Here is a 25,879-nt window from a genome sequence, read left to right as displayed (position 1 = left end):
GAGACGACACTAACCCATATGAGACATGAATGTCTCATTGAATAATGCGTCGCCCCTCCCTCCCAGGAGGCGGGACCATGGCGCCATGAAGCCGCTGCTGCTGATCGACATCGACGGTCCGCTCAATCCGTACGCGGCACTGTCACGCCGTCACGTCCCCGACGGATATACGAGACACCGGATGCGGCCGACGGGGTGGACCGAGGGGCCCGCACTGCCCGTCCTGCTCAACCCGGCGCACGGGGCGGAGCTGCTGGCGCTCACGGACCGGTACGCCCTGGTCTGGGCGACAACCTGGGAGAACGAGGCCAACGAGTGGATCGGCCCGCATCTCGGACTGCCGCCGCTGCCGTACATCGACTGGCCGGCGATGCACGGCAGCGCGCCGGACGGGACACTCTGGAAGACGCAGTACGTCGTGGAGTACGCGGCCGGGCGGCCGTTCGCGTGGGTCGACGACGAGATAACCGAGCGGGACCGGGCGTGGATCGCCCGACAGGGACCGGGCCGGTCGCTGCTGCTCCGGATCGATCCGCGGATCGGGCTGGAGCGCGCCGACTTCGACGCGCTCGCCGAGTGGGCGGCGGACCGGGACGAGAACTGAGCCCCGGCCCGCCCCCGGCCCTGCTCAGTCGTTGAGCACGATCAGATCCAGCTCCGGAAGCCGGGCCGGGTCGTTGATCACGTACAGCTCGGTGACCCTGCCTCGCTCGATCGTGAACCGCATGACCGAGAACCGATGTCCCTCGCGGGTCGAGATGACCGCGAGGGCCCCGTCGACGAGCGCCATCTGGGAGGACCGGGCGAACGGCGCGAACATCATCGCCTGGCGGGCCACCGACGCGGCTCCGCGCACCAGCGACGGGGCACCCGCGCCGCCGTCGGACCGTGCCACCACCTCCGGGTCGAGCACGGCGACGAGTGCGTCGAAGTCGCCGCCCCGGGCGGCGGCAAGGAACGCCTCGACGACCTCGCGCCTGCGGACGAGATCGGGGTCGGGCGCCGGATCCACGCCCTGGACCCGGCGCCGCGCCCTGCTGGCGAGCTGGCGGGCCGCGGCCGGGGTGCGGTCCACCATGCGCCCGATCTCGTCGAACGGCACCGCGAACATGTCGTGCAGCACGAACGCCAGCCGCTCGGCGGGGTCCAGCGTCTCCAGCACCACGAGCAGTGCGAGCCCGACCGAGTCGGCGATCAGCGCCTGCTGCTCGGGGTCACTGCCGGGCTGCGGGCCGAGGACCGGATCGGGCGTGTGTCCGTCCGGTGTCTGTGCCTCCAGCGGCTCCTCGCGCCGGGACCGGCGGGAGCGCAGCATGTCCAGGCAGACCCGGCCGACGACCGTGGTCAGCCAGCCGCCCAGATTGTCGATCTGCCGGTCGTCGGAGCGGCTGAGCCGGATCCATGCTTCCTGGACGGCGTCCTCCGCCTCGCTCAGCGAGCCGAGCATCCGGTAGGCCACGGCCTTCAGATGGGTTCGGCTCTCCTCGAAGCGTGCTGCCAGAAACTCGTTCTCGTCCACAGACCCATTCCTCCGTCGCGTGCCGTCACAGCATTGACGCTTGGAACGGCGCCGATGTGACAGAACGGCCGATGATCAAGGAATCGACAGGTGCGCCGCCGATCAGCTCCAGGGCAGCGCGGCGCGGTGGCGCCAGTACGCCTCGGGCTCCTCGACCAGCGCGTCGAGCTGGGACCGCCGCTCCTCGTCGAGGCCGAGAAGCGGGGCGTGCAGGTTGCCGGCCAGCTGGGTGACCGTCGCCGCGCCGGAGAGCACGACGCCGGCCCACGGCTGGTGCAGTACCAGCGCGAGCGCGACCGCGTCGCTCCCGAGGCCCGCCTCGGCCGCGATCTCCTGGACGATCGCCGGGGCATCCGTTCCGGCGAGGCGTCCGTTGGCCATGGCTTCCTTGACGATCACGGTCAGCCCGGCCTCGTGCGCCTCGGCGAGCGCAGAACCGGCCGAGGTCTCCAGGGCGTTGAAGGTGGCCTGGACGGTACGGAAGAGGGGTTCGCCGTCGACCCGGACGGTGAGCGCGGCACGGATGGCGTCCGCCTGGGCGGGGCCGCTGGTGGAGAGTCCGACGCTGACCCCGTCCGCCGCGAGTTCGGCGAGCCGCGCATGGAGTTCCTTGTCGGTGAGCGCCGGGCTGTCGGCGGTCACGGAGTGGATCTGGTAGAGGTCGAGCCGGTCACCGAGCAGCGCCTCGGTCTCGGCGCGCTGCCGCTCGAACGTGGCGAGGCTGTGGTCCTTGACCTCGTGCGCCTCGGCGTCGACGCTCCAGTCTGCGGTGTAGGTGTAGCCCCACTTGCTGCCGATGACGACATCACGTACCTCGGGACGGGCGGCCAGCCAGGCGCCGAGGAACTCCTCGGAGCGGCCGTAGGAGCGGGCCGCGTCGAAGTAGCGGACGCCCTGGGCGTAGGCGGCGTCGAGCAGTTCATGGGTGCGCTCGCGCAGGGCGTCGACACTCCGGTCCTCGGGCAGGTCCCGGTCGCGGTGGAGATTGATGTAGCCGGGCCGGCCGACCGCGGCCAGGCCGAGCCCGATATGGGCGGTCGGGGTCGTGGCCGAGGCCAGGCGTCCGAAGGGCATCGCGGGCTCCTCGTCGATGGGGTGCTCCCCGCCAACGTAACGCAGCCGGATTCCCGTGCGTCCAGCCGCGGGATTCGGCCGATCGGGCCTCGCCGGCCGGGAGTGGGACGGGCCGGCCAGGACCTCACCCCTCGGACCTGCGCAGACCTGGTCGAGGCCGGCCGGCAGGTCGGCTTCCATGCCGTCCGGGAGTTTCAGGCGGATGAGCACCGGCGGGAGCAGACCGATGGTCATCGGCCCGGCGAGTGCGGGTGTCGGCGTCCTCACCGTCACAGCGGTGACGTGGTGGTCGGCCGCACCCCGGACGCCCTCGTCGCCGTTCGGTCGCCCGTCCGTACGGACGCGACGAGGCGGGGAGCGCACGACCGCTCCCCGCCTCGTCGCCTGCGTCCGGGCTGCTGTCAGCTCTTCGCGGTCGCCCATGCGTGCTGGACGGCGAGGTCGGCCTTGACCTCGGTGAGCTGTACGGCGACGGCCGACGGGGCCGTGCCGCCGCGTCCGTTGCGGGAGGCCAGCGCGCCCGGCACGTTGAGGACCGTGCGGACCTCGGGGGTGAGGTGCCCGGAGATCTTCGCGAACTGGGCGTCGGTGAGCTCGTCGAGCTCGATGCCCTGCTGCTCGCACTCCTTGACGCATTCGCCGGCGACCTCATGCGCGACACGGAACGGGACGCCCTGCTTGACCAGCCATTCGGCGATGTCGGTGGCGAGCGAGAAGCCGGCCGGTGCGAGCTCCTCCATCCGTTCCCGGTTGACGGTGAGCGTGGCCATCATGCCGGTGAAGGCGGGCAGCAGGACCTCGAGCTGGTCGCAGGAGTCGAAGACGGGCTCCTTGTCCTCCTGGAGGTCGCGGTTGTACGCGAGCGGGAGAGCCTTCAGCGTGGCCATCAGGCCGGTCAGGTTACCGATCAGACGCCCGGACTTGCCGCGGGCCAGCTCGGCGATGTCCGGGTTCTTCTTCTGCGGCATGATCGACGAGCCGGTGGAGAAGGCGTCGTGGAGGGTGACGAAGGAGAACTCCTTCGTGTTCCAGATGATGACCTCCTCCGCGATCCGGGAGAGGTTCACGCCGATCATCGCGGTGATGAACACGAACTCGGCGACGAAGTCGCGGGAGGCCGTGCCGTCGATGGAGTTGGCGACGGAACCGTGCTCGAAGCCGAGGTCCGCGGCGACCGCCTCCGGGTCGAGACCGAGCGACGAACCGGCGAGCGCGCCGGAGCCGTACGGGGAGACGGCCGTACGCTCGTCCCACTGCCGCAGCCGCTCGGCGTCCCGGGACAGCGACTGCACATGGGCCAGGACGTGGTGGGCGAAGAGGACGGGCTGGGCGTGCTGCAGATGCGTACGGCCCGGCATGGCGACGTCTGCATGCGCCTCGGCGAGACCGACCAGGGCGTCCTGGAACTCGGCGATCAGACCGCCGATGATCCGGGCGTGGTCGCGCAGATACATCCGGAAGAGCGTGGCGACCTGGTCGTTGCGGGACCGGCCGGCGCGCAGCTTGCCGCCGAGGTCCGGGCCGACGCGCTCAATGAGACCGCGCTCCAGCGCGGAGTGGACGTCCTCGTCGGCGATGGTGCCGGTGAAGGAGCCGTCGGCGACATCGGCTTCGAGCTGGTCGAGACCGGCGATCATGCGGGTCAGTTCGTCCGCGGTGAGCAGGCCCGCCTTGTGGAGGACACGCGCGTGGGCGCGGGAGCCGGCGATGTCGTACGGCGCGAGCCGCCAGTCGAAGTGGACGGAGGCGGACAGCTTGGCCAGCGCCTCGGCCGGGCCGTCGGCGAAACGGCCGCCCCAGAGGCGTACGTCGCTCTTGCCGGTGCCGTTGCTCACTGCGTGCTCCTCGGAAATGCCAGGGGATGGATGTGCGACCGCCTCCCCGCCGTGGAGGAAACGGGGAGGCGGTGACGTAAACGGGTGGGCGTCGGGCCAGGCCGGTGTCAGGTTACGCCTGCGGATCGCGCTGCGCGGCGATCTTCGATACGGCGCAATCTCTATGGGTATAACTATGCAGTCCTCTGTATGGTTTGTCAAAGCTGCTGGTGAACGGCTCACCCGAACGTTCGATCCCGGACCCTAAGAGGAGCTCAATGCCGGGCCCGGACACCGTGCGGCCCTCTACGATCGGCCTCCGCATACCTGGTGGAGGCACGTGATGAGCAGCGACTACGAGGCCGCTGAACTGCTGGCCCGGGGCATACCGCTCCGGGAGGCGCTGGACACCTCGTCGGCCGAGGCCTGGACGGCCCTCGATCTCGGGGTACGGATCCTGGCGTGGACGACGCCGGGGCTGCTCCCGTCGCACGACTGGGCCGGCGGTCGCAGACAGCGCTGGAGCCGGGATGCTCCGCCGCCTGCGGTGAATTGGTCCAGCACGCCCCCGGACGAGCCGTTGCTCGCTGTCGCGATGTGCCATCCGGACGGCCGGATCCGGGAGGCGGCACTCGAGTGGGCCGCCCGCTCCCCGGCTCTGCGGCCGCTCCTGGCCGTGCGCTGCGCGGACTGGGCCGGCCCGGTGCGCGACCGGGCTCGGGCACTCTTCTCGGAGATTCCCGGCCGGCAACTGCCGCCGCTGACCGCGCTGGTGCTGCTGCTGTCCAGGCGCGATCAGGGCGAGTTCGCCCGCGAACGGCTGGACCGTGTATTGCGCGAAGGGCCCGCCGAGGACGTCGTGGCGCTGCTCACGAGCGAGGACCGGGCCACACGCCGGTTCGCGTACCGCATCGCGGTCGATCGTGGTCTCCTCGCCCCGGCAGCACTGGCCCGCACCGCAGCCGCCGCCTCGGACGATGTACGTATCCAGACGCTGTGTGCGGAGGCCGCGATCGCGGGGATGCGGGACGGGGCGTACGACGAGGTGCTGGGCCCTCTGCTGTCCGCGCGGTCGCCCCAGGTACGTTCCGCCGGTGTCACCGCTCTGCGGCGGGCCGGGCGGCAGGGCGAGGCGGCGGTGTTCCTCGCCGACCGGTCCGGGGTCGTACGTGCCTGTGCCCGCTATGTACTGCGGCAGGGCGGCATCGATCCGCTCCCCCTCTACCGGTCGATGTGCGCCGACCCGGCCGCCCGCCCCGCGGCCCCCGCCGGGCTCGGCGAGTGCGGCACCAAGGAGGACGCCCCGGCACTGTGGTCACTGGTGACACACCCTGCGCCCGCAGTCCGCGTCCACGCCGTCACCGGCCTGCGCGCGCTCGACGCGGTGCGGTACGAGCAGCTGCGGCCCCTCCTCGACGACCCGTCACCCGCCGTCGTCCGGGCGGTGACGCGGGCTCTGCTGCCGGACGCCGACCGGATACCGCACAAGTGGCTGCTCGTCAGGACCGGGGCGGACCGACCGCGTGCGCTGCGCGTGGCGGCCGAGCGGTTGTTGCAAGCCCACCTCCGCGCGACGGTCCGCCAGCGGCGTCCCACCGGCTGAAATGCCCCTGCCGGGCGCCACATTGGCGCCGATAATCGCCTCATGGGAAAGACGTACGAACGTATCGACGGACGGCTCAGGACCTTCATCGAAGAGCAGCACATCTTCTTCACGGCGACCGCGCCCCTCGACGGGAACGGCACGGTCAACCTCTCCCCCAAAGGCGTCAGCGGATCCTTCGCGGTCGTCGACGAGCGGACCGTGGCCTATCTGGACTTCGCCGGGAGCAACGCGGAGACCGTGGCGCATCTCCGCGAGAACGGCCGCATCACCCTCATGTGGTGTGCCTTCCAGGGACCGCCCAACATCGTGCGGGTGCACGGCCGCGGCGAGCCCGTCTTCCGCGACGACGCGCGATTCACCGGCCTGCTCGCCCACTTCCCCGGCGTCGACCCCACACCGCACGGGCTGCGCGCGATCATCGTGGTGACGGCCGAGCTGATCCGGGACACCTGCGGATACGCCGTGCCTTTCATGTCCTACGACGAGGACCGGCCGCTCCACGCCCAGCGCTTCGCACGCGAGGACGACGCCTCGCTCAGCGAGTACTTCGAGAAGAAGGAGCACGTCGCCACCAGCATCGACGGCCTCCCGGGGCTGCCGCTCCCACTGCCGGGCATGCCCGCCGCGGAATGAGCCGCCGGGCATTGGTCCGTACGGAGCAGGCCCGGGGGCGGACCGGCGGGCGTCGCGCCTACGGTCCGGGACATGCGCATATCACTGGTGACCGGTTCGGTTCTGCTCGCCCTCACGGGTTCGGTGGCGGCGCGGCCCGCCGCCACGCCGCCGCTACCGGAGCGGATGGCCGACACGGGCGGCGGCACGCAGCTGATCACCGCCGAGGCCCCCGGCACCGGATCCACCACGGGGACGGTGAGCTGGTGGAACCTGCGGTCCGGGCAGTGGGTACGGATGGGGTCGGCGTCGGCCCGGTTCGGGGCGAAGGGGCTGACCGAGGGGAAGCAGCGGGTCCAGGGCACGAACACCACGCCCACGGGTCTGTACGACCTGCCGTACGCCTTCGGGATCAAGGCGGCCCCGGCCGGGACCGCCTACCCGTACCGCCGGGTCAGCGACCGGTCGTGGTGGTGCCAGGACAACGAGGCGTCCCGCTACAACCGCTGGGTGGAGCCGCTGCCCGCTGACTGCCGGGCGGGCGAGGCCGAGCACCTGATCGCGTACGGGACGCAGTACGCCCGCGCACTGGTGGTCGGATTCAACTACGACCGGCCGGTACGCGGGCGGGGTGCGGGCATATTTCTGCATGTGAACGGGGACGGGGCGACCGCCGGCTGCGTCTCCGTACCGGCGGCCGCGATGGACCGGATCCTCGCCTGGGCCGACCCGGACCGCCGGCCGCACATCGCGATCGGGACCCGTTCGGGCCCGACCGCGATCGCCCGCTACTGATCCGGGCGCCCAGGACCCCTCTCCCGGGTCGGTCCGGACGCTCAGGGGCCGTCCCGGTCCGGAAAGAAGAGCCCGCGCGGGCTCAGCGGCCGTTCTGCGCCAGCCGCAGCAGATGGTCGGCGAGTGCCTGACCGCCCGCCGGGTCACGGCTGATCAGCATCAACGTGTCGTCGCCCGCGATCGTGCCGAGGATGTCCTGCAGCTCGGCCTGGTCGATGGCCGAGGCCAGGAACTGGGCCGCGCCCGGAGGCGTACGCAGCACCACGAGGTTGGCCGACGCCTCCGCCGAAATGAGCAGTTCGGCGGAGAGGCGCCGCATCCGCTCCTCCTTGGCCGACTCGCCGAGCGGCACCTGCGGGGTGCGGAAACCGCCCTCGCTCGGCACCGCGTAGATCAGCTCGCCGCCGGTGTTACGGATCTTCACCGCGCCCAGCTCGTCCAGGTCGCGGGAGAGCGTCGCCTGGGTGACGCTCAGCCCGTCGTCGGCGAGGAGCTTGGCCAGCTGGCTCTGCGAGCGCACCGGCAGCCGGTTCAGGATGTCCACGATCCGGCGGTGGCGTGCCGTGCGGGTCTGCGGCACGGACTGCCCGCCGTACTCGGATTCCTGCGCCTCGGTCATCGTCGTCGCCTCATTCTCCGGAGCGCTTCTCTCCTGATGGTCCGTCCCCGTGTGCCGCGTCGAGAGCGCCGGGCAGTGCCTCGAGGAACGCGTCCACCTCTGCGTCACCGATGATCAGCGGCGGCATCAGCCGCACGACATCGGGGGCGGGCGCGTTCACCAGAAGTCCGGCTCCCTGAGCCGCCTGCTGCACCTGGGGTGCGAGGGGCTCGGTGAGCACGATACCCAGGAGCAGTCCGGAGCCGCGGACGTGGGAGACCAATGGGTGCCCCAGCCCCTCGACACCCTCCCGGATCCGCTCGCCGAGCCGCTTCACCCGATCCAGGGCGCCATCGGCGGCGAGGGTGTCCAGCACGGCGAGACCGGCAGCGCAGGCGATCGGGTTGCCGCCGAACGTCGTGCCGTGCTGACCGGGCTTCAGCAGGTCGGCCGTGGCACCGAAGGCGACGGTGGCGCCGATCGGCAGCCCGCCGCCCAGGCCCTTGGCGAGGGTGACGATGTCGGGCTCGATGCTCTGGTGGGCCTGGTGCTCGAACCAGTGGCCGCACCGGCCGATACCGGTCTGCACCTCATCGAGAACGAGCAGGGTGCCGGTGGCCCGGGTGATCTCCCGGGCGGCCTCCAGGTAACCCTTGGGCGGGACGACCACACCGTTCTCGCCCTGGACGGGTTCGATGATCACCAGCGCGGTCTCGGTGGTCACTGCGGCGCGGAGGGCTTCCGCGTCCCCGTACGGAACATGCGTGACGTCGCCGGGCAGCGGGAGGAACGGCTCGCGCTTCCCGGGCTGGCCGGTGAGGGCGAGGGCCCCCATGGTCCGTCCGTGGAAGCCGCCGTCGGTGGCGACCATATGGGTCCGCCCGGTCAGCCGGCCGATCTTGAAGGCGGCCTCGTTGGCCTCGGCGCCCGAGTTGGAGAAGTAGACCCGGCCGGTCCGTCCGAAAAGGTGCAGGAGCCGTTCGGCAAGGGCGACGGGGGGTTCGGCGATGAAGAGGTTGGAGACATGGCCGAGGGAGGCGATCTGGGCGGAGACGGCCCCGACGACGGCGGGGTGGGCGTGGCCCAGCGCGTTCACCGCGATACCGCCGACGAAGTCGAGGTACTCGGCGCCGTCGGCGTCCCACACGCGGGCGCCTTCGCCGCGGACCAGGGAGAGCTGCGGGGTGCCGTAGTTGTCCATGAGCGAGCCCTGCCACCGCTGTGAAAGCTCGGCGTTGGTCATGCTTCCCCCTCTGTCCCTGGCTGTGCGACTGTTCCTGGCTGTGCGTCGGGCACGACCATCGTGCCGATTCCTTCGTCGGTGAAGATCTCCAGCAGGATCGAGTGCTGGACCCGGCCGTCGATGACACGGGCGGTCTCGACGCCGTTGCGCACGGCGTGCAGACAGCCCTGCATCTTCGGGACCATGCCGCTGGACAGCTCCGGCAGCAGCTTCTCCAGCTCGCCGGCGGTGAGCCGGCTGATCACGTCGTCGCTGTTGGGCCAGTCCTCGTAGAGACCCTCGACGTCGGTGAGGACCATCAGCGTCTCGGCGTTCAGCGCGGCGGCGAGTGCGGCGGCCGCGGTGTCGGCGTTGACGTTGTAGACGTGGTTGTCGTCGGCGGAGCGGGCGATGGAGGAGATGACCGGGATCCGGCCGTCGTCCAGCAGCGCCTGGATGGCCCCGGTGTCGATGGCGGTGATCTCGCCGACCCGGCCGATGTCGACGAGCTCGCCCTCGATGGTGGGCCGGTGCTGGGTGGCGGTGATGGTGTGCGCGTCCTCACCGGTCATGCCGACGGCGAGCGGGCCGTGCTGGTTGAGCAGGCCGACGAGCTCGCGCTGGACCTGTCCGGCCAGCACCATCCGTACGACGTCCATCGCCTCGGGTGTGGTGACACGCAGCCCGGCCTTGAACTCGCTGACCAGGCCCTGCTTGTCGAGCTGGGCGCTGATCTGCGGGCCGCCGCCGTGCACGACGACGGGCTTGAGGCCGGCCTGCCGCAGGAAGACGACGTCCTGCGCGAAGGCCGCCTTCAGCTCCTCGTCGATCATGGCGTTGCCGCCGAACTTGATGACGACGGTCTTGCCGTTGTGCCGGGTCAGCCAGGGCAGCGCCTCGATGAGGATCTGCGCCTTCGGCAGTGCGGTGTGCTTCCTCGCGGCGCTCATGAGCTGTACGCGCTGTTCTCGTGGACGTAGTCCGCGGTGAGGTCGTTGGCCCAGATGACGGCCGACTCGGTGCCTGCGGCGAGGTCGGCGGTGATCTTCACCTCGCGGTACCGCATGTCGACGAGGTCGCGGTCCTCGCCGACCCCGCCGTTCTTGCAGACCCAGACGCCGTTGATGGCGACATTGAGCTGGTCGGGCTCGAAGGCGGCCTTCGTCGTGCCGATCGCCGAGAGGACCCGGCCCCAGTTGGGGTCCTCGCCGTGGATGGCGCACTTGAGGAGGTTGTTGCGCGCGATGGAACGGCCCACCTCGACGGCGTCGTCCTCGGTCGCCGCATTGATGACCTCGATCCGGATGTCCTTGGAGGCACCCTCGGCGTCGCCGATCAGCTGCCGGGCCAGGTCGGCGCAGACGACCCGTACGGCCTCCGCGAACTCGCCCTGCTCCGGGGTGATCCCGCTGGCCCCGGAGGCCAGCAGCAGCACGGTGTCGTTCGTCGACATGCAGCCGTCGGAGTCGACCCGGTCGAAGGTGGTGCGGGTCGCGGCGCGCAGCGCGGAGTCGAGACCGGCGGCGTCGACGTCGGCGTCCGTGGTGAGGACGACCAGCATCGTGGCGAGCCCCGGTGCGAGCATGCCCGCGCCCTTGGCCATGCCGCCGACGGTCCAGCCCTCGCCGCCCGCGACTGCGGTCTTGTGGACCGTGTCCGTGGTCTTGATCGCGATGGCGGCCTTCTCGCCGCCGTGCTCGCTGAGCGCCGCGGCGGCAGTCTCGATGCCGGGCAGCAGCTTGTCCATCGGGAGCAGCGTGCCGATCAGCCCGGTCGAGGCGACGGCGATCTCACCGGCGCTGTGACCGATGAGGACCTCGGCGGCCTTCTCGGCGGTGGCGTGCGTGTCCTGGAAGCCCTGCGGGCCCGTACAGGCGTTGGCGCCACCGGAGTTGAGGACGACGGCGGTGACCTCGCCGCCCTTGAGGACCTGCTCCGACCAGAGGACGGGGGCGGCCTTGACGCGGTTGGAGGTGAAGACTCCCGCGGCGGCGCGACGCGGGCCGTTGTTGACCACGAGGGCCAGGTCCGGGTTACCGCTCTCCTTGATTCCCGCGGCGATACCCGCCGCCGAGAACCCCTGTGCTGCCGTGACGCTCACGGTGCCACTCCGATCGTGGAAAGACCTGTGTCCTCGGAAAGTCCGAGGGCGATGTTCATGCTCTGCAGGGCGCCGCCCGCGGTGCCCTTGGCAAGGTTGTCGATGGCGCTGATGACGACGATCCGGCCGGCTGCCTCGTCGTACGCGACCTGGATCTGCACGGCGTTGGAGCCGTACACGGACGCGGTGGCGGGCCACTGTCCCTCGGGAAGGAGGTCGACGAACGGCTCGTCCGCGAAGGCCTTGTCATAGGCGGTACGCACGGACTCGGCGGTCACGCCCGGCTTCGCCTTCGCGCTGCACGTGGCGAGGATGCCGCGGGGCATGGGCGCGAGGGTCGGCGTGAAGGAAACCGTGACCGGCTCACCGGCGGCGGCGCTGAGGTTCTGGATCATCTCGGGCGTGTGCCGGTGGACACCGCCGACGCCGTACGGAGACATGTTGCCCATCACCTCGGAGCCGAGCAGGTGCGGCTTGGCCGCCTTGCCCGCCCCGGAGGTACCGGACGCAGCGACGACGACGGCCTCGGGCTCGGCGAGCTGGGCCGCATACGCCGGGAACAGCGCGAGGGAGACGGCCGTCGGGTAGCAGCCGGGCACCGCGATCCGCTTGGAACCCGCCAGCGCGGCACGGGCACCGGGAAGCTCGGGCAGACCGTAGGGCCAGGTCCCGGCGTGCGGCGACCCGTAGAACTTCTCCCAGTCGGCGGCGTCCTTCAGCCGGAAGTCGGCGCCCATGTCGACGACGAGCACCTCGTCGCCGAGCTGCTCGGCGACGGCGGCGGACTGCCCGTGCGGCAGGGCGAGAAAGACGACGTCGTGCCCGGCGAGGACCTCGGGCGTGGTCGGCTGGAGCACCCGGTCGGCGAGCGGTCGCAGATGCGGTTGCAGCGCGCCGAGCTTCTGGCCGGCGTTGGTATTGCCGGTGAGAGCACCGATCTCCACCTCGGGGTGAACGAGCAGCAGACGGAGCAGTTCCCCGCCGGCATACCCGCTCGCCCCTGCCACTGCTGCACGTACCGCCATCGGAATCCTCCTCGTCGATGGCATGACTATACGCATCGCCGCACTTTTATGCAAAGCCCTCGCGGGTCGGCGCGCGGCGATGTGTGGCTGCCCCCAGTCGCAGCCCGCCTCGTACGGGCAGGAAGCCGCGGCGCCGGGCGACGCTCCGCTCGGCACCTTCGCTCAGGTTGTGCCACATATCCCAATAATCCGCCACTGCACCGCCCGGGGCGCCCCTGCGGGCGCCCCGGGCGGAGAACAGTGCGCAGTCACGGCATACGGCCTCGGTCCCCGGCCTTTTGGCCAGCCATGCGGCCAAGCTCGAAGTCTCCCGGTCGGGCAGCAGGTACGCCGGCCGACATGGCTCGCCATCCACCGCGGTCCCGTGGTTCCGGCCCTTGCCCGCCGCCCACTCATCGACGCCGACCCTCGGGGCCGGAAGTTGCGGGTCGGGCAATGCCTCGGCCATCCGCGGCGCTGTGCCGCGGACAAAAGAAACTGATTCACCCGATGGCTCGTCCTGGAGGGCGAGGTCACGTGGATGGGGAGCCATGATGGAGCAAGCACGAGCGGACAGCGGTGCGACGGTGAAGGCAGCAGCGCCTCGGTGGGCGCGGCGCCGGGCGGGGCGCTGCGCTCCGGGCGAGGACGCGAGGGTCCGGTCGGCCTGGACGCGGGGGCGGGCGATCGCCGCGCTCGCGGTGCTGACGGCCGGGCTGCTGGCGTTCCACCGGGCCGTCCCCAACTCCGTGGGCCACCTGGGTGGTCTGCTGGAAGCGTTCCTGCCGTGGCTCGGCCTGGTGGTCGTGGTGCTGCTCGGCACGGCGCTGCTGCGCCGTTCGGCCACCGCGGTGGTGGCCCTGCTGATGCCCGTGGCGGCCTGGATGCACCTCTTCGGCGGGCTGCTCCTGCCCGGGGCGAAGCCCGGCGGACACGACCTGGTCGTGGTGCAGCACAACGTCAGCGACGAGAACACCGACCCGACAGGCACGGCCCGCGCCCTGGCCGACGCCGAGCCCGATGTCATCGCGCTGGAGGAGCTGGTGCCCCCGGCGCTGCCGGTCTACGAGAAGACCCTCGCCCCCGACTACCCGTACCACGCGGTCCGGGGCACCGTCGGACTCTGGTCGAGATATCCACTGAGCGACACCCGGCTGTTGGACATCAAACCCCAGGGGATCGCGGAGGCCTGGAGTCGCGGGCTGCGGACCGTGGTCCAGACGTCGCACGGGGAGATCGCGGCATACGTCGCGCACCTGCCCTCGGTCCGCGTCCGGGCGAGCGGCCTCGCATCCTCCTGGCGCGACGAGAGCGCCGGCCTGCTGGGCGAGGCCGTCGCCGCCGAGAAGCTGAGAACGGTGATCCTGCTGGGGGACCTCAACGGCACGGTCGACGACCGTGGGCTGGCCCCGCTCACTTCACGGATGAACGTAGCGGAACGCGGCTTCGCCTTCAGCTTCCCCGCCGCCTTCCCGCTGGCCCGGATCGACCAGGTCATGGCCCGCTCGGCGACCGTCGCCCACATCCACACCTTGCCCGCCACCGGCAGCGACCACCTGCCGGTCGCCGCCCGGATCACACTGGGCTGAGGAAGGGTCCCGGTGACAGCGAACCTGCGTAGGTGACAGCCGGCGTGCTTCGGCACAGGCGGTGCGACCGAGCGCGGCAGTCGGCCGGGGCGGCACGATGGGACGGACGCAGGATGCAGCTGCCGCCCTCGCTCCGTAAGCTCGATACCGGGAATGCTCGGCGACGGGCAGGAAGGTCCTTTCCCCATACACCGGCCACACCATCAGTGACCTGATCCCGATGGACAGCACCGGCCGGACTTCCCGCCCGCTGGCTACGCGCAGCAAATCCGCTCAGCGATCGCGGCGGCCACCGACAACGGCAGCCGACCTTGCCGCCCAGCGTCACATCGGGTGCCGGACCAGCTGCTCGGCGACGCCTCGCTACCGATGCCTCTGACGTGGAGCCCTTCATGACCACACCGCGGGACCTCTCGATCGCAGTCATGGACATGGCGCCAGGTCGCCCTGTGGAGCAGGGCGACCTGTCACTCGCGCTCGCGGGAGCCGAGATGATCGACCTCCTCGGTGCCGAGGCCATCAGACTGGACGGCGATCGGATCGTGCCGGGCCTCCGGCCCCCCATGGCCGATCACCTGCTGGACGAGGCCGCGGCGTCGCTGATCCGGGAGGCGCCGTACGAATCGGTCGAGGACTGGCTGTGGCGCAGAGGTCGCGGCCTGTCCGCGGCCTATCTGGCCGCGCTCGAGGCGGAGGGGCAGCTCACTCGGCAGCCCCGTCGCGGGATGCCCTTCCGGAGCGGTCGGACGGTGCTGGTCGATTCGCCCGCCCGCCGCGCGGCGGCGGACCGCTGGACATCGGACGAGCCCGTCCTCGCCGCCCTTGCGGCAGCCATCGGGATCCGGGACGACTGGACCGGGGACTTCCCGACCACGGCCGACGACGCGGTGGTGACCGTGCTGGCCGCCGTCAATGACGCGTTGATGGAGCTGGAGGCCGTACGGCAACGGCGAGCCATCGAGGATGCGGCCTTCGACAACATCTGGCGAGGCGAATGACGACGGCACCGCACACGGGGCGGTGGCCGCCGCCATCTGATGGCCTCGGCGCATGACACACCTGGGCGCAACCGACACTCCCGAGTCGGCGGGAAGGCTGCCGCCCGCGCACAGTCCGGTACGCCCGTCGTACAGGTGTGACGCCCACAGCGGCGCCCTGCAGCAATGAGGCGTGCTTCGACGTCCGCTCGCGCGGCCGCATCGGCGGCAGGTTCGGCCGAGCGGACGTCGCCGGCTTCATGCTCCGCCGGGCGGACGGCAGGGAGTGGTCGCACTGCCGGGCGGCCCTCACCCATTAATCCCACGCCCGGCTCGCACCCGTCGGGCGCGCACGCCCTGAACGCCTGCCGCACCATGCGGCCACCCACGGCACACCTGGTGCCGGACAGACCGGGATGACCACCATGCCCCGACTCATCAGCTGCGGACGAGGCGCAGCAGGTGGTCGCGGACCCGGGTGACGTGAGGGTTGTCGGATCGAAATCCCCATGGCTCGGAGGGATGAGCGTCCACTCGGCCGACCTGCGGCGATATGTCAGCCCCCTGCGCGCGGTGCGCCCCGGAAGGTACGCCGGTAGGCGAGGGGTGAGACGCCGATCGCTGCGTGCAGGTGCTGGCGCAGCGAGGTACCCGTGGCGAAGCCGACCTGTCCGGCGATCTCGTCCACCGACAGGTCACTCGATTCGAGCAGCTGGCGCGCCCGCCCGACTCGCTGCTGGATGAGCCACCTGCCCGGGCTCATGCCCACCTCTTCGTCGAAACGGCGGGCGAAGGTGCGCAGGCTCATCCGGGCGCGGTCGGCCAGCTCCGCCAGGCTCAGGGGCTCGTGAAGGTTTTCCAGGGCCCACTGACGAGTGGCGGCCGTTCCGTTGGCGGACGGCTCGGGGACCGGCTGCTCGATGTACTGCGCCTGTCCCCCGTCCCTCCACGGCGGGACGACACACATACGTGCCACCCGGTTGGCGACCTGGCTGCCGTGGTCCTTGCGCACGAGATGCAGGCAGACATCGACCCCGGAAGCGGCGCCCGCGGAGGTCAGCACGTCCCCGTCGTCGATGAACAGGACGTCCGGGTCCAGTTCCACCTGGGGGAACCAGTCGCGGAAGACCTCCGCGAGCGCCCAGTGCGTGGTGGCCGGCCGGTGGTCGAGCATCCCGGTGGCCGCGAGCACGAAGGCGCCTGTGCAGATCGACACGATGCGCGTGCCGGGTGCCATGGACCCGAGGGCCGCAACAACGGCCGCGGGCGCCTCCCGCGTGATGCGGGAGGTGTCGAAGGGCGGGATGACGACGGTGTCGGCCGTGCCCAGAATCTCCGGACCGTGCTCGACACCGACCGAGAAGTCGGAGTTGGTGCGCACCGAACGTCCGTCGACGGTGCAGGTGAGGACCTCGTACCGGCCCTCCGCAGCCCCGAAGACCCGGCTCGGAATGCCCAGTTCGAACGGGTACACGCCGTCCAGGGCCAGCACGACGACACGGTGCACGTTTCCCATTGGCAGAATCCTGTCGAAAGATGGCAATCATGCCATGGTACGGAACGGCGAAACCGGTCACGCTTGGCCCATGACGAACGACACGAACCAGGCCACCATGCGCGCGATCAGCCAGGACATTCACGGAACCCCCGACGTACTCAGGGAAGTACGGCTTCCCAGGCCCGTCCCCGGCCCGAGTCAGATCCTGGTCGCCGTCCGTGCCGCCGGCCTCAACCCCACCGACTGGAAGCACCGGGCGAACGGCCTGTTCCTGGACCGGCTTCCGCTCGTGCTCGGCTGGGACGTCTCGGGGGTCGTCGAGGCCGTCGGTTACGGGGTCACCCTCTTCAAGCCGGGCGACGAGGTCTTCGGCATGCTGCCCTACCCGTACGGCGTCGGCTCCCACGCCGAGTACGTGACCGGTCCCGCCCGCGCATTCGCCCACAAGCCGGTCGGCATCGATCACGTCCAGGCCGGAGCACTCCCCCTCGCCGCCCTCACCGCCTACCAGGCACTGGTCGACACCGCCGAAGTCCGGCCCGGCCAGCGGGTCCTCATCCACGCCGCCGCCGGCGGCGTGGGCCACCTCGCCGTCCAGATCGCCAAGTCCCGTGGCGCGTACGTGATCGGCACCGCGAGCGCGCCCAAGCACGACTTCGTACGCGGGCTCGGTGCGGACGAAGTCATCGACTACCGCACCGTCGACTTCGCCGATGCCGTCCAGGACATCGACATGGTCCTCGACCCCCTCTCCGGCGAGACCCGCGCCCGCTCCCTCGACGTCCTCCGCCGCGGCGGCATCCTCGTCTCCCTCCTGGGCGGTGGCTCACCCCAGGAAGTGGCGAAGGCCGCCGAGTTGGGCATCCGCGTCGAAACCCTCCTGGTCGAGTCCGACCACGCGGGCATGAGTGCCATCGCCGAACTCGTCGAGGCCGGCTCTCTCCGCGCCCACATCGAGGCCACCTTTCCCCTGGCGGACGCGGCCAAGGCCCACGCGCTGGGTGAGACCGGCCGCACCACCGGCAAGATCGTCCTGATCGTGGAGTAACGACCTGGTGCAGGGTGAGGACAGACCGCGTCGGCCCGTACCGCAACGAGCGCCGCTCGGCCGCCGCACACCGACCCTGACGTGTACCTGAGCGCCGCAGCCGGCCCAAGGGGGCCGGCTGCGGCGCTCGGTCACGGATGGTGTGACCCAGCGCTTCGGCGGACGGATGAGATTCCCGCGTACGCCCGGCCGGCTCGGTTCGGGCCCCTGACACCGCCGGGTACGAGGCCGGGCCTTCGAGGACGAAGCGGGCCGGGCCGATGGCGGCCAGGCCTTCGTGGGGAGGTGTACCGGAAACGCATCGATCCAGGCCATGGACAACCGCTCGCTGCCTCCCTGGCCCGCAGTGCCCGGCCGGCGGCACCGCACTGGGGGTTACCGGCCTCCGGACCGGCAGGGCTTACCCTCCTGCTGGGCTCCCCGCACCGGTTACCGGCACCGGCCTCGTCCGTCCCACCTCACAGATGCGAGCACGAGTACATGTCCATACCTTCCGCACGTTCCGCACTAGCGACGTGGGTGACCCGTCTCTATTTCTCCCGGCTTCGGAAGAAGGGCCGCGGCCTCGACCTCTCCATTCTCTCGAAGCTGCCCGACGCCGCGCTGCTGCCGCTGCGCCGTGACGGCCTCGACCCCGTCCCGGAGATCGGCGCGCTGCGCGACCGGGAGCCGGTCAGCCGGCTGCCCATACCCGGCATGACGGTCTGGCTGGTCTCCGGCTACGACGAGGCGAAGCAAGTCCTCGGCGACGCCCGCGCCTTCAGCAACGACTTCGCCAACCTGGTCAACCACACGAGTGTCACCGAGAACCATCAGCCAGGCGGTCTGGGCTTCTGCGACCCGCCCGACCACACACGCCTGCGTCGGCTGCTCACCCCCGAGTTCACGATGCGCCGCCTCAGCCGCCTGACACCCCGTATCCACGCGATCGCCGAGGAACGCCTGGCCGAACTGGCAAAGGCCGCAGACACCGACGGGCGGGTCGACTTCGTCGAGCACTTCGCGTTGCCGGTCCCTGCCCTGGTCATCTGCGAGCTCCTCGGCGTCCCCTACGAGGAACGGGACGCCTTCCAGCAGTTCTCGGTCGCCCGCTTCGATGTTCTCGGCGGCGTCGGCGCATCCTTCGGCGCGATCTCCCAGTCCAGGGAGTACCTGCACGGCCTGGTCGAACAGCAGCGCCGCAACCCCGGCGACGGTCTGCTCGGCATGCTCATCCGCGAACACGGCGACAGCGTCACCGACGAGGAACTCACCGGCCTCGCCGACGGCGTCCTCACCGGCGGTCTGGAAACGACCGCGAGCATGCTCGCCCTCGGCACTCTGGTCATGCTCCGGGACCGCGGACACTTCGAGGCGATACGCAAGGCCGACGACCCGGCCGCGGTCGCCGCCCCCTTCGTCGACGAACTCCTGCGCCACCTCACGGTCGTCCAGACGGCCTTCCCGCGCTTCGCCCGCGAGGACATGGAGGTCGGCGGCGTACGCATATCCGGCGGCGACATCGTCATCGTCTCCCTCAGCGCCGCCGACCGTGACCCGCGCCTCGGCCCCGCGATGGACACGTTCGACCCGACCCGCCCACCCGCCTCGTCCCACCTGGCGTTCGGACACGGCATCCACCGCTGCATCGGCGCCGAACTCGGCAAGATGGAACTCCGCGCGGCCTTCCCCAAGTTGGTAGCCCGTTTTCCGGACATGCGCCTTGCGGTGCGGCCGGAGGAACTGGAGTTCCGCAAGTTGTCGGTGGTGTACGGGGTGGACTCGCTGCCGGTGCATCTGAACTGAGCAGCGCCCGGCCCCGCGAGCAGGTCTCCCGGGAAGCCGTCGCTCACTCGCTGCGGGCGCGGGCGGCGAGCAGGGCAGCCAGGATGCCCGGCACGAGCAGCTGCCCGAAGGCGGCGCCGTAGCCGGCCGGGTCGTCCGAACCGGTGCCCAGGAAGGCGCTGAACAAGGCGGAGGCGGGTGAGAACAATGCTTCCGCGGTGGTTTCGGACCGCATCACCGCCTGATCAGCCATGATCGTCCACCCGCCGCGAGCCGGCACACCCAGTGACGTGGGTGCCGCGGGCGGGCCCCTGAACGAGCACATTCGGATCACGGTCAGGCGCGCAAACCCTGTGGGGCACATCACTGCTTGCCACCCGGTTGTCGCAGTCGTCCCCGGGCCGCCGGGTGAGCGTGAAGCCATCAGTCCGAACGCCGGAGGGCGCACGCCGGCCGGCGTCGTCGCACAGCCGCCCGTGGAGCGTCGGCCCTGCCCCACGGACGCGGCCCTCACAGAAACGACGCTGCCGGTACTCCTCATCCCGGTCGGGTGAGGACCACCGACAGCGTCGTCGAGTCCGAACGGCGAGAGAAGCAGGTCAGGAGCGCGGTCGCTGGGGCTGACCGGCTCGCTCCGCGTTCTTCTCCTTGATGCGCGCCGCTTCCTTCCGGACTTCGGCCTGGGTGGCGCGCTCCTTCTGCAGCCACTCGGGGAGGTCCTTCTTCAGCGCGTCGATCTGCTCCGTGGTGAGGGGGTCCGTGACTCCGCCACGTGCGAGACCCGCGATCGAGACGCCCAGCTTCGCCGCGACCACCGGGCGGGGGTGCGGTCCGTTGCGCCGCAGTTCCTGCAGCCACTCGGGCGGATCGGCCTGCAGCGCATTGAGCTCGCTGCGCGAGACGACACCCTCCTGGAACTCGGCGGGGGTGGCCTCGAGGTACACACCCAGCTTCTTTGCCGCGGTTGCGGGCTTCATCGTCTGGGTGGTCTGGTGCGACGTCATGGTGTCAAGAGTAGCGAGCGTGTGCGATTCCTCCGACCACGACCGGTAGCCTGGCAGGGTGACAGGCTCCGATGCACCCCTCTCGTTCCGGCTCGCATACGTCCCAGGCGTGACGCCGACCAAGTGGGTGCGTATCTGGAACGAGCGGCTGCCCGACATCCCACTGACTCTCGTCGCGGTGGCCGCCGCCGAAGCATCCGACCTGTTGCGGGGCGGGGGCGCCGACGCAGGTTTCGTGCGGTTGCCGATCGACCGGACGGACCTCAGCGCGATCCCCCTCTACACCGAGACCACGGTGGTCGTGGTCCCGAAGGATCACGTCGTGGCGACGGTCGACGAGGTGTCCGTAGCGGATCTGGCCGACGACGTCGTGCTGCACCCCCTCGACGACACCCTGGGCTGGGAGCTTCCGCCCGGCCGGCCCGCGATCGAGCGTCCGGCCACGACGGCGGACGCCATCGAGCTGGTGGCGGCAGGGGTGGGCCTCCTCGTCGTCCCTCAGTCACTCGCACGCCTGCACCACCGCAAGGACCTCACGTACCGGCCGCTCACGGACGCCCCCGAGTCGCGCGTCGCGCTGTCGTGGCCGGAGGAAGAAACCACCGACCTGGTGGAGGACTTCATCGGGATCGTCCGCGGGCGGACCGTCAACAGCTCGCGGGGGCGCAACCCCACCCCGGCGCAGCCGAAGCAGCGCAAGCGCCCTGACACAGGCGGCGCGCAGCGAAAGTCCACAGCCGGGAAGCCGGCCCGCAAGAGCCCGCGGAGCGGCTCCGGCGGTCCCAAGACCGGCAGGCGGGGCAAGCCCCGTCGCCGGTCCTGAATCCGGTCGTCGGACAGCCGTGATCGCCGCAGGGCGGCCGGAACTCACAACTGAGTCCCGGCCCGCCCTCCGAGGCGCCCCGGCACCGACGGCCGCCGCTCGTACGGGAGCTCGCGGCCCCGTACGCGGACCGCGTCGGCGCACTCCCGGGGAAAGGCTGCGTTGCCTGCCTCGTTCCGGAGCTCACTTCGTGCCCGTATCGCCTCTTCCGTCGCGGACGGCCGGTGTCTCCGTCGCGAAGGGAGGGATGTCCTGTTCGCACGTGGCGCCGACGGGGGGCAGGACACCGCTGAGGAAGTAGCGGGCCGCATACCGGCCGACGCAGCCGCTCGGATTGTCCAGTGCCGTGTGACCGTACCCGTTGAGCGTGAGCAGACGGGCGTCGGCGAGTTCACGGGCCATCGCCTTGCCTGCCTGATAGGGGGTGGCAGGGTCGTAGGTCGCATTGATGACGAGTACGGGGTTCGCGGTGTGCCTGTTCCAGGGGCCGGTGTAGTTCCTGGCAGCGCGGGCCGGCCAGGTTGCGCACGGCTCGTCGGCCCAGGCCCACCAGTGTCCGAGGTCTCCCGCTCGCGCGGTACTCAGCTTGTCGAGTCCGACGTAGCGTGCCGGGTCGCGGGGGTTGGGGCTTTCCGCGCACAGTACGCCGAGATTCTGCTCGAAACCGGGATACTTCGAGCCAACGGGTGGCGCCGGCGGATCCCCCGGGATGCGGCCCTCCCAGAGGTCCTGCAGCATCTGGGCCGTCTCGGCCCAGCCGGGGTGGACCGTGTAGAGCCCGCCACGGACCTCGCTGACGGTCTTCGCGTACGTCCAGGAGCCCACGGGCCTTTCCGGGAGGCGCCGCAGCAGCTCGCTGAACTTGGCGCGGGTTGCTGCCGGGTCTCCTGCGGAGAAGGCGCAACTGCTCGCCGGGGCGCGACCGCACAGCCGCAGGAACTCCCCCAGGGCGTCGGCCGAGCCCAGATCGGACCCCAGCCGCAGGAAGGTGTTCAGTTCCGGCTCGCTCTTCGAGCCGTCGTCGACCCAGGCCCGAGGATCGACGTTCCCGTCGAGCACCAGGCGGCCTGCCCTGGACGGGAAGAGGTTTGCGTACGTCGCCCCCAGCAACGTTCCGTACGAGACACCCCAGTACCTCAACTGCCGCTCACCGAGCGCCTGACGCAACCGGTCGAGGTCGCGGGCGCTCTCGGCCGTCGAGACATGACGCAGCAGTTCCGGAACGCGCTTGTCACAGCGTCGGCCGAGCTCGGCGTAGGCCGCAGTGAAGGATCTGCGCTCTTTCGCGCCGACCGGAAAGTCGGGAACATTCGCCCACCATGTGCTGGCCTCTTCCGCGCCGGAAAAACATCGCACTGCGGTGCTCTGCCCGACGCCGCGCGGGTCCCAACTGACGATGTCGAACCGCTCCCGTAGTTCCTTGGGGAACTTCTCATACTGCAACGGCAGCCCCACCGTTCCCGCTCCGCCGGGCCCCCCGGGGTTGAAGAACAGTGATCCGACCCGCCGACCGGGAGCGATGGCCCGGTGCCTGATCACCACCAGGTCAATGGTGCGCCACCCGGGACGGGCGTAGTCAAGTGGCGCCTTCATCGTTGCGCACTCGAATCCCTGCAGGCCCTCACCCTCGCAGGGCTTCCATGTCAGCGTCGTCCCGCCGGAGGCCGACGGCCCCCCGTCGGGCAGCTCGACCGCGACCGAACCTCCGATCGTGACCGAGGAGGCGAGCAGCAGGGCCCCCGCAGCGCACATGGCGCCACGTCTTTGCCGATGGATGGCGACACCTGGCATCGGTGGCCCCTTCCTGGGCAGGATGACTCATGGCGCGGAGCCGGCAGTCGGCAGGCTCAGTGCCATACGAACGGCGCCGAACGTGTCGGGCAACACGCGCCCGTCCGAACGGGTGGCAGCGTCGTCCGTCCGGGCGCAGCACAAGAGCCGTCCGGTCCCGCACCCCGTGGACGCGGGCGAACTCGCCGCGGCCGTCGCGGTACACCGGCAGCGGTGTTCCGTCGACGGGTGCGCCGTTCGCCGACCCCGATGCGGGAATCCACTCACCCGTGCGTCAACTCCTTGTCCGTGGACGCGATTCGTCGACCCTTCCTCGTCCCCGTACAGCAGAACGTGGCCACGGTCCCGCCGTCGGCAGGCCGTCGTCGATGCCCGCGGCACCGTGGTGCATGGCGCGCCTGCCGTAGCCCTGCGGCAGGTCCCGGCCGGCCCGACCGGTCCGGCCCCCACGACCGGTACGCCCGCGTCCGGTCCACCGGTGCGGCGGTGCCTTCCGGAGCGAGCCCTCGGACAAGCCGGGTTCACCTCTCCGTGGTGGCACCGGCTGACTCCCGCAGCTCGCTGCGCCCGTCCGTTCGGCGAGGCGATCACGCGCATCGTGACCCTTCAGCACGTTTTCACTCTGCCGGTCCAGCCCGCCGGGACGGGCCGGTAGGCCGGGAGGACCCGGGAGACCCAGGAAAGGGCGACGACCGGGCAGGAGCTCAAAGGCGCTCACCGTGCGTAACACATCAGTCCGGCACTCGCTCCGGAGCGGGCAGAGAGGCACTGCGCAAAGGTTTCTGATGCCTGGTCAGCTAGCCTCTCCGACCGCCCGCACGACGCCTTTTCTCGCACTTGCGTTCGAGAGCCGGCCGGGTGATCCGGCGATCGGACCACCCCGTCCGCTGGTGGCCGACGATGGTGATGTCAGGATGGATCCATGACGACCAAGGTTTTTTTCGACATCACCATCAATGACGAGCCCGCCGGGCGGATCGTGTTCAACCTGTTCGACGACGTGGTTCCGAAGACGACGGAGAACTTCCGCGCGCTGGCGACCGGCGAGAAGGGCTTCGGCTACAAGGGCTCGTCCTTCCACCGGGTCATCCCGGACTTCATGCTGCAGGGCGGCGACTTCACCAGCGGTGACGGCCGTGGTGGCAAGAGCATCTACGGCGAGAAGTTCGCCGACGAGAACTTCAAGCTCACGCACAACAAGCCCGGACTGCTGTCGATGGCGAACGCGGGCCCCAACTCCAACGGCTCCCAGTTCTTCATCACGACGATCGTGACGTCGTGGCTGGACGGCAAGCACGTCGTCTTCGGCGAGGTCGACGGCCAGGAGAGCATGGACCTGGTCAAGAAGATCGAGAGCTACGGCTCGCAGAGCGGCAAGACCCGGGCCAAGGTCACCATCGCCGACTCCGGCGTCCTCTGACCGTACGAGGAACCTTCTGGCGCCCCGGCCCCCGCTGATCGATCAGCGGGGGCCGGGCGCTCGTTCCCGCCCCGCGCCCGCCCGAAGGGGCCGTTCGGGTCCGCGATGACACCCGTGCGGCATCTGCGGCGACAGCCGCCCGATGGACCCTTCCGACCGGAGCCGGGTACGCGCCGAGCGGCTGCATGCCGCGTCCATGACGGCAGCCCCGCACGCCCGGACCGGCGTCCCTCCGGTCGCGGCGGGCCCGTGCCCGGGTTGGCAGGTCGGCGCAGCCCATGCGACCTGGCCCGACGGTCACCGGTCCGCACGGAAGTGGCGGCCTCACGCCCAGCTCGCCGAGCTCCGGACCGGCCCGCTCACCGGCGTCGACGCACCCCGCTCCGCAGGCTTCCCGGCCCCCGGGACCGAGCCGGCCGCCCAGGTCGGCCATGCCGTGGTCACGGTCCCGGAGCTGCTGCCCGGCACGACGACGGACCGGGCGCTTGCCCTCAACGTGCCCCTCGCCGGGCAGCTGACCGGCCGCGCCGACCATCCCCTCGCTCCGCCTCCATCTGCGGAGCGACGGCCCCGGTTACTGCCTCCATGAGCCGCTGCGCGGACACGGTCGCCGCGCTGCGGCACTCGACGCCGGGTCGCGTCCATCGGCGCCGACTTCCCCGACCGGCCGGTCCCCGCAGGGCCGAGCGTCGCCACGCCTTACGTGCATTACGTGCACTGTCAACCGATGGTTGACAGTGCACGACTGTCAACCTACGGTTGACACATGGTGAAACCAGTGAGCATGACGAATCCGGTACGGCTCGACGAACTGATCGAAGCCATCAAGAAAGTTCACCCCGACGCCCTCGAACAGCTCTCGGGCGCGGTCATCGCCGCCGATCACCTCGGCGACGTGGCCGACCACCTGATCGGCCACTTCGTCGATCAGGCACGCCGCTCGGGAGCCTCCTGGACGGAGATCGGGAAGAGCATGGGAGTCACCCGACAGGCGGCCCAGAAGCGCTTCGTCGCCAAGGATCCCGGCGAACCGTCGGATCTCGACCCCAGTCAGGGGTTCAGCCGGTTCACCGAGCGAGCACGGAACGTCGTGATGGCAGCACAGAACGAGGCCCGCGCCGCAAACAACGACCAGGTGCGTACGGAGCACCTGACGCTGGGGCTGCTCAGTGAGCCGGACGGGCTCGCCGCAGCGTTCATCAAGGCGCAGGGCGTCTCGCTCGACGCCGTCAGGCAGGCCGCTACCGAGGCGCTGCCGCCCGCGGCAGCGGAGCTCCCGGACCTCATTCCGTACGACGCCGGGGCACGCAAGGCGCTGGAGCTCACGTTCCGGGAGGCCCTGCGGATGGGGCACAACTACGTCGGCACGGAGCACATCCTGCTCGCGCTGCTGGAGCACGAGGACGGCGAGGGCGTGCTGACCGGGCTCGGTATCGACAAGGTCGCCGCGGAGACCGGCATCGCTGAGGCCCTGACGCTCGCCGTCGCCGCGCGCAAGGGTGAATGACCGGCCGCACCGACCGGAGCCGGACAGTTCCGTACGGCTGTGAGCGCACCGGCGCCTCCCTGCTCCCCCCTCCCCGGCGTGAACACCGACCTAGAGTGGAAGGGAGCAGGGAG

Annotated in this window: 24 protein-coding genes; 12 read left to right on the top strand and 12 right to left on the bottom strand. The window is 70.7% G+C overall.

Annotation, left to right across the window (positions count from 1 at the left end):
* The first annotated feature begins 85 nt into the window (after positions 1-85).
* Positions 86-604, top strand: coding sequence for an HAD domain-containing protein (locus tag OG972_RS33100; RefSeq protein WP_266987810.1), 519 nt, complete (start codon positions 86-88; stop codon positions 602-604).
* Positions 605-628: 24 nt separating this feature from the next.
* Here the strand turns inward: OG972_RS33100 and OG972_RS33095 are convergent, their stop codons facing one another.
* The 3 genes from OG972_RS33095 to argH all read right to left on the bottom strand — a co-directional run bounded on the left by OG972_RS33095 (position 629) and on the right by argH (position 4,428).
* A complete protein-coding gene (locus OG972_RS33095) occupies positions 629-1,519 on the bottom strand; it encodes a sigma-70 family RNA polymerase sigma factor (protein WP_266987808.1) in 891 nt (296 codons plus the stop codon).
* Positions 1,520-1,621: 102 nt separating this feature from the next.
* Positions 1,622-2,593, bottom strand: coding sequence for an aldo/keto reductase (locus OG972_RS33090; RefSeq protein WP_266990871.1), 972 nt, complete (start codon positions 2,591-2,593; stop codon positions 1,622-1,624).
* Positions 2,594-2,994: 401 nt separating this feature from the next.
* Positions 2,995-4,428, bottom strand: a complete 1,434-nt coding sequence (gene argH, locus OG972_RS33085) for an argininosuccinate lyase (protein WP_266987806.1) — start codon at positions 4,426-4,428, stop codon at positions 2,995-2,997.
* Positions 4,429-4,750: 322 nt separating this feature from the next.
* Between argH and OG972_RS33080 the strand changes: the two genes are divergently transcribed.
* The 3 genes from OG972_RS33080 (at position 4,751) to OG972_RS33070 (ending at position 7,420) form a co-directional block, all read left to right on the top strand.
* Complete coding sequence (locus tag OG972_RS33080) at positions 4,751-6,010, top strand: HEAT repeat domain-containing protein (RefSeq protein ID WP_266987804.1); 1,260 nt, start codon at positions 4,751-4,753, stop codon at positions 6,008-6,010.
* A 42-nt stretch (positions 6,011-6,052) separates the two neighbouring features.
* Positions 6,053-6,646, top strand: coding sequence for a pyridoxamine 5'-phosphate oxidase family protein (locus tag OG972_RS33075; RefSeq protein ID WP_266987802.1), 594 nt, complete (start codon positions 6,053-6,055; stop codon positions 6,644-6,646).
* A gap of 72 nt (positions 6,647-6,718) precedes the next feature.
* Positions 6,719-7,420: a L,D-transpeptidase gene (locus tag OG972_RS33070; protein ID WP_266987800.1), complete on the top strand. Its 702-nt coding sequence runs from the start codon at positions 6,719-6,721 to the stop codon at positions 7,418-7,420.
* 82 nt (positions 7,421-7,502) lie between these two features.
* Here OG972_RS33070 and OG972_RS33065 read toward each other — a convergent pair whose 3' ends face one another.
* From OG972_RS33065 to argC, 5 genes are read right to left on the bottom strand one after another with little or no spacing between them, the layout of a single operon-like run.
* Positions 7,503-8,039 carry an arginine repressor gene (locus OG972_RS33065; RefSeq protein ID WP_266987798.1) on the bottom strand — a complete coding sequence of 179 codons (537 nt, stop codon included), beginning with the start codon at positions 8,037-8,039 and terminating at the stop codon, positions 7,503-7,505.
* A gap of 10 nt (positions 8,040-8,049) precedes the next feature.
* Positions 8,050-9,261: an acetylornithine transaminase gene (locus OG972_RS33060; RefSeq protein ID WP_266987796.1), complete on the bottom strand. Its 1,212-nt coding sequence runs from the start codon at positions 9,259-9,261 to the stop codon at positions 8,050-8,052.
* Positions 9,258-10,190, bottom strand: a complete 933-nt coding sequence (gene argB / locus OG972_RS33055; RefSeq protein ID WP_266987794.1) for an acetylglutamate kinase — start codon at positions 10,188-10,190, stop codon at positions 9,258-9,260. Before argB ends, OG972_RS33060 begins: the two co-directional genes overlap by 4 nt.
* On the bottom strand, positions 10,187-11,341 hold the full coding sequence (gene argJ / locus OG972_RS33050; protein WP_266987792.1) for a bifunctional glutamate N-acetyltransferase/amino-acid acetyltransferase ArgJ: 1,155 nt from the start codon (positions 11,339-11,341) through the stop codon (positions 10,187-10,189). Before argJ ends, argB begins: the two co-directional genes overlap by 4 nt.
* Positions 11,338-12,366: an N-acetyl-gamma-glutamyl-phosphate reductase gene (gene argC / locus OG972_RS33045; RefSeq protein ID WP_266987790.1), complete on the bottom strand. Its 1,029-nt coding sequence runs from the start codon at positions 12,364-12,366 to the stop codon at positions 11,338-11,340. Before argC ends, argJ begins: the two co-directional genes overlap by 4 nt.
* Positions 12,367-12,896: 530 nt before the next feature.
* Between argC and OG972_RS33040 the strand changes: the two genes are divergently transcribed.
* Positions 12,897-13,934 (top strand): endonuclease/exonuclease/phosphatase family protein, encoded by a 1,038-nt coding sequence (locus OG972_RS33040; RefSeq protein WP_266987788.1) that lies wholly within the window; start codon positions 12,897-12,899, stop codon positions 13,932-13,934.
* Between the two features lie 392 nt (positions 13,935-14,326).
* On the top strand, positions 14,327-14,932 hold the full coding sequence (locus OG972_RS33035) for a GPP34 family phosphoprotein (RefSeq protein ID WP_266987786.1): 606 nt from the start codon (positions 14,327-14,329) through the stop codon (positions 14,930-14,932).
* A 535-nt stretch (positions 14,933-15,467) separates the two neighbouring features.
* Here OG972_RS33035 and OG972_RS33030 read toward each other — a convergent pair.
* Positions 15,468-16,427 (bottom strand): GlxA family transcriptional regulator, encoded by a 960-nt coding sequence (locus OG972_RS33030; RefSeq protein ID WP_266987784.1) that lies wholly within the window; start codon positions 16,425-16,427, stop codon positions 15,468-15,470.
* Positions 16,428-16,524: 97 nt separating this feature from the next.
* Here OG972_RS33030 and OG972_RS33025 point away from each other — a divergent pair, with 97 nt between their 5' ends.
* Positions 16,525-17,457 (top strand): NADP-dependent oxidoreductase, encoded by a 933-nt coding sequence (locus tag OG972_RS33025; RefSeq protein WP_266990869.1) that lies wholly within the window; start codon positions 16,525-16,527, stop codon positions 17,455-17,457.
* 480 nt (positions 17,458-17,937) lie between these two features.
* On the top strand, positions 17,938-19,242 hold the full coding sequence (locus OG972_RS33020) for a cytochrome P450 (RefSeq protein WP_266987782.1): 1,305 nt from the start codon (positions 17,938-17,940) through the stop codon (positions 19,240-19,242).
* A gap of 43 nt (positions 19,243-19,285) precedes the next feature.
* On the opposite strand, the gene OG972_RS33015 is transcribed toward OG972_RS33020, so the two are convergent.
* Together OG972_RS33015 and OG972_RS33010 are read right to left on the bottom strand one after the other, a co-directional pair.
* On the bottom strand, positions 19,286-19,474 hold the full coding sequence (locus OG972_RS33015; RefSeq protein ID WP_266987780.1) for a hypothetical protein: 189 nt from the start codon (positions 19,472-19,474) through the stop codon (positions 19,286-19,288).
* 346 nt (positions 19,475-19,820) lie between these two features.
* Positions 19,821-20,225: a DUF5997 family protein gene (locus OG972_RS33010; RefSeq protein WP_266987778.1), complete on the bottom strand. Its 405-nt coding sequence runs from the start codon at positions 20,223-20,225 to the stop codon at positions 19,821-19,823.
* Positions 20,226-20,283: 58 nt separating this feature from the next.
* Between OG972_RS33010 and OG972_RS33005 the strand changes: the two genes are divergently transcribed.
* The gene (locus OG972_RS33005; protein ID WP_266987776.1) at positions 20,284-21,048 is read left to right on the top strand and encodes a LysR substrate-binding domain-containing protein; all 765 of its coding nucleotides are present in this window, start codon (positions 20,284-20,286) and stop codon (positions 21,046-21,048) included.
* Between the two features lie 183 nt (positions 21,049-21,231).
* Here the strand turns inward: OG972_RS33005 and OG972_RS33000 are convergent, their stop codons facing one another.
* A complete protein-coding gene (locus OG972_RS33000; RefSeq protein WP_266987774.1) occupies positions 21,232-22,800 on the bottom strand; it encodes an alpha/beta hydrolase in 1,569 nt (522 codons plus the stop codon).
* A 961-nt stretch (positions 22,801-23,761) separates the two neighbouring features.
* Here OG972_RS33000 and OG972_RS32995 point away from each other — a divergent pair.
* The 3 genes from OG972_RS32995 (at position 23,762) to OG972_RS32985 (ending at position 25,766) form a co-directional block, all read left to right on the top strand.
* Positions 23,762-24,259 (top strand): peptidylprolyl isomerase, encoded by a 498-nt coding sequence (locus tag OG972_RS32995; protein WP_266987772.1) that lies wholly within the window; start codon positions 23,762-23,764, stop codon positions 24,257-24,259.
* Positions 24,260-24,401: 142 nt separating this feature from the next.
* The gene (locus OG972_RS32990; protein ID WP_266987770.1) at positions 24,402-24,848 is read left to right on the top strand and encodes a hypothetical protein; all 447 of its coding nucleotides are present in this window, start codon (positions 24,402-24,404) and stop codon (positions 24,846-24,848) included.
* Positions 24,849-25,025: 177 nt separating this feature from the next.
* Entirely contained in the window at positions 25,026-25,766 is a 741-nt protein-coding gene (locus OG972_RS32985; protein WP_266987768.1) for a Clp protease N-terminal domain-containing protein, read from the top strand.
* The last annotated feature ends 113 nt before the right edge of the window (positions 25,767-25,879 follow it).

This window comes from Streptomyces sp. NBC_01669 (assembly GCF_026339735.1).
In the GTDB taxonomy this organism is placed as follows: Bacteria; Actinomycetota; Actinomycetes; order Streptomycetales; family Streptomycetaceae; genus Streptomyces; species Streptomyces yanii.
The sequence above is the reverse complement of the archived record's forward strand: the minus strand, read 5'-3'. Positions and strand labels throughout refer to the sequence as shown.

Excerpts from the sequence above, each read along its gene's own strand:
- OG972_RS33065 (WP_266987798.1), bottom strand. The coding sequence starts at position 8,039 with ATGACCGAGGCGCAGGAATCCGAGTACGGCGGGCAGTCCGTGCCGCAG.
- OG972_RS33035 (WP_266987786.1), top strand. The coding sequence starts at position 14,327 with ATGACCACACCGCGGGACCTCTCGATCGCAGTCATGGACATGGCGCCA.
- argB (WP_266987794.1), bottom strand. The coding sequence starts at position 10,190 with ATGAGCGCCGCGAGGAAGCACACCGCACTGCCGAAGGCGCAGATCCTC.
- OG972_RS33000 (WP_266987774.1), bottom strand. The coding sequence starts at position 22,800 with ATGTGCGCTGCGGGGGCCCTGCTGCTCGCCTCCTCGGTCACGATCGGA.
- OG972_RS32990 (WP_266987770.1), top strand. The coding sequence starts at position 24,402 with ATGGACCCTTCCGACCGGAGCCGGGTACGCGCCGAGCGGCTGCATGCC.
- OG972_RS33080 (WP_266987804.1), top strand. The coding sequence starts at position 4,751 with ATGAGCAGCGACTACGAGGCCGCTGAACTGCTGGCCCGGGGCATACCG.
- OG972_RS33070 (WP_266987800.1), top strand. The coding sequence starts at position 6,719 with ATGCGCATATCACTGGTGACCGGTTCGGTTCTGCTCGCCCTCACGGGT.
- OG972_RS33020 (WP_266987782.1), top strand. The coding sequence starts at position 17,938 with ATGTCCATACCTTCCGCACGTTCCGCACTAGCGACGTGGGTGACCCGT.
- argC (WP_266987790.1), bottom strand. The coding sequence starts at position 12,366 with ATGGCGGTACGTGCAGCAGTGGCAGGGGCGAGCGGGTATGCCGGCGGG.
- OG972_RS33010 (WP_266987778.1), bottom strand. The coding sequence starts at position 20,225 with ATGACGTCGCACCAGACCACCCAGACGATGAAGCCCGCAACCGCGGCA.
- OG972_RS33025 (WP_266990869.1), top strand. The coding sequence starts at position 16,525 with ATGCGCGCGATCAGCCAGGACATTCACGGAACCCCCGACGTACTCAGG.
- OG972_RS32995 (WP_266987772.1), top strand. The coding sequence starts at position 23,762 with ATGACGACCAAGGTTTTTTTCGACATCACCATCAATGACGAGCCCGCC.
- OG972_RS33060 (WP_266987796.1), bottom strand. The coding sequence starts at position 9,261 with ATGACCAACGCCGAGCTTTCACAGCGGTGGCAGGGCTCGCTCATGGAC.
- OG972_RS32985 (WP_266987768.1), top strand. The coding sequence starts at position 25,026 with ATGGTGAAACCAGTGAGCATGACGAATCCGGTACGGCTCGACGAACTG.
- OG972_RS33090 (WP_266990871.1), bottom strand. The coding sequence starts at position 2,593 with ATGCCCTTCGGACGCCTGGCCTCGGCCACGACCCCGACCGCCCATATC.
- OG972_RS33015 (WP_266987780.1), bottom strand. The coding sequence starts at position 19,474 with ATGGCTGATCAGGCGGTGATGCGGTCCGAAACCACCGCGGAAGCATTG.
- OG972_RS33040 (WP_266987788.1), top strand. The coding sequence starts at position 12,897 with ATGATGGAGCAAGCACGAGCGGACAGCGGTGCGACGGTGAAGGCAGCA.
- OG972_RS33100 (WP_266987810.1), top strand. The coding sequence starts at position 86 with ATGAAGCCGCTGCTGCTGATCGACATCGACGGTCCGCTCAATCCGTAC.
- OG972_RS33030 (WP_266987784.1), bottom strand. The coding sequence starts at position 16,427 with ATGGGAAACGTGCACCGTGTCGTCGTGCTGGCCCTGGACGGCGTGTAC.
- OG972_RS33075 (WP_266987802.1), top strand. The coding sequence starts at position 6,053 with ATGGGAAAGACGTACGAACGTATCGACGGACGGCTCAGGACCTTCATC.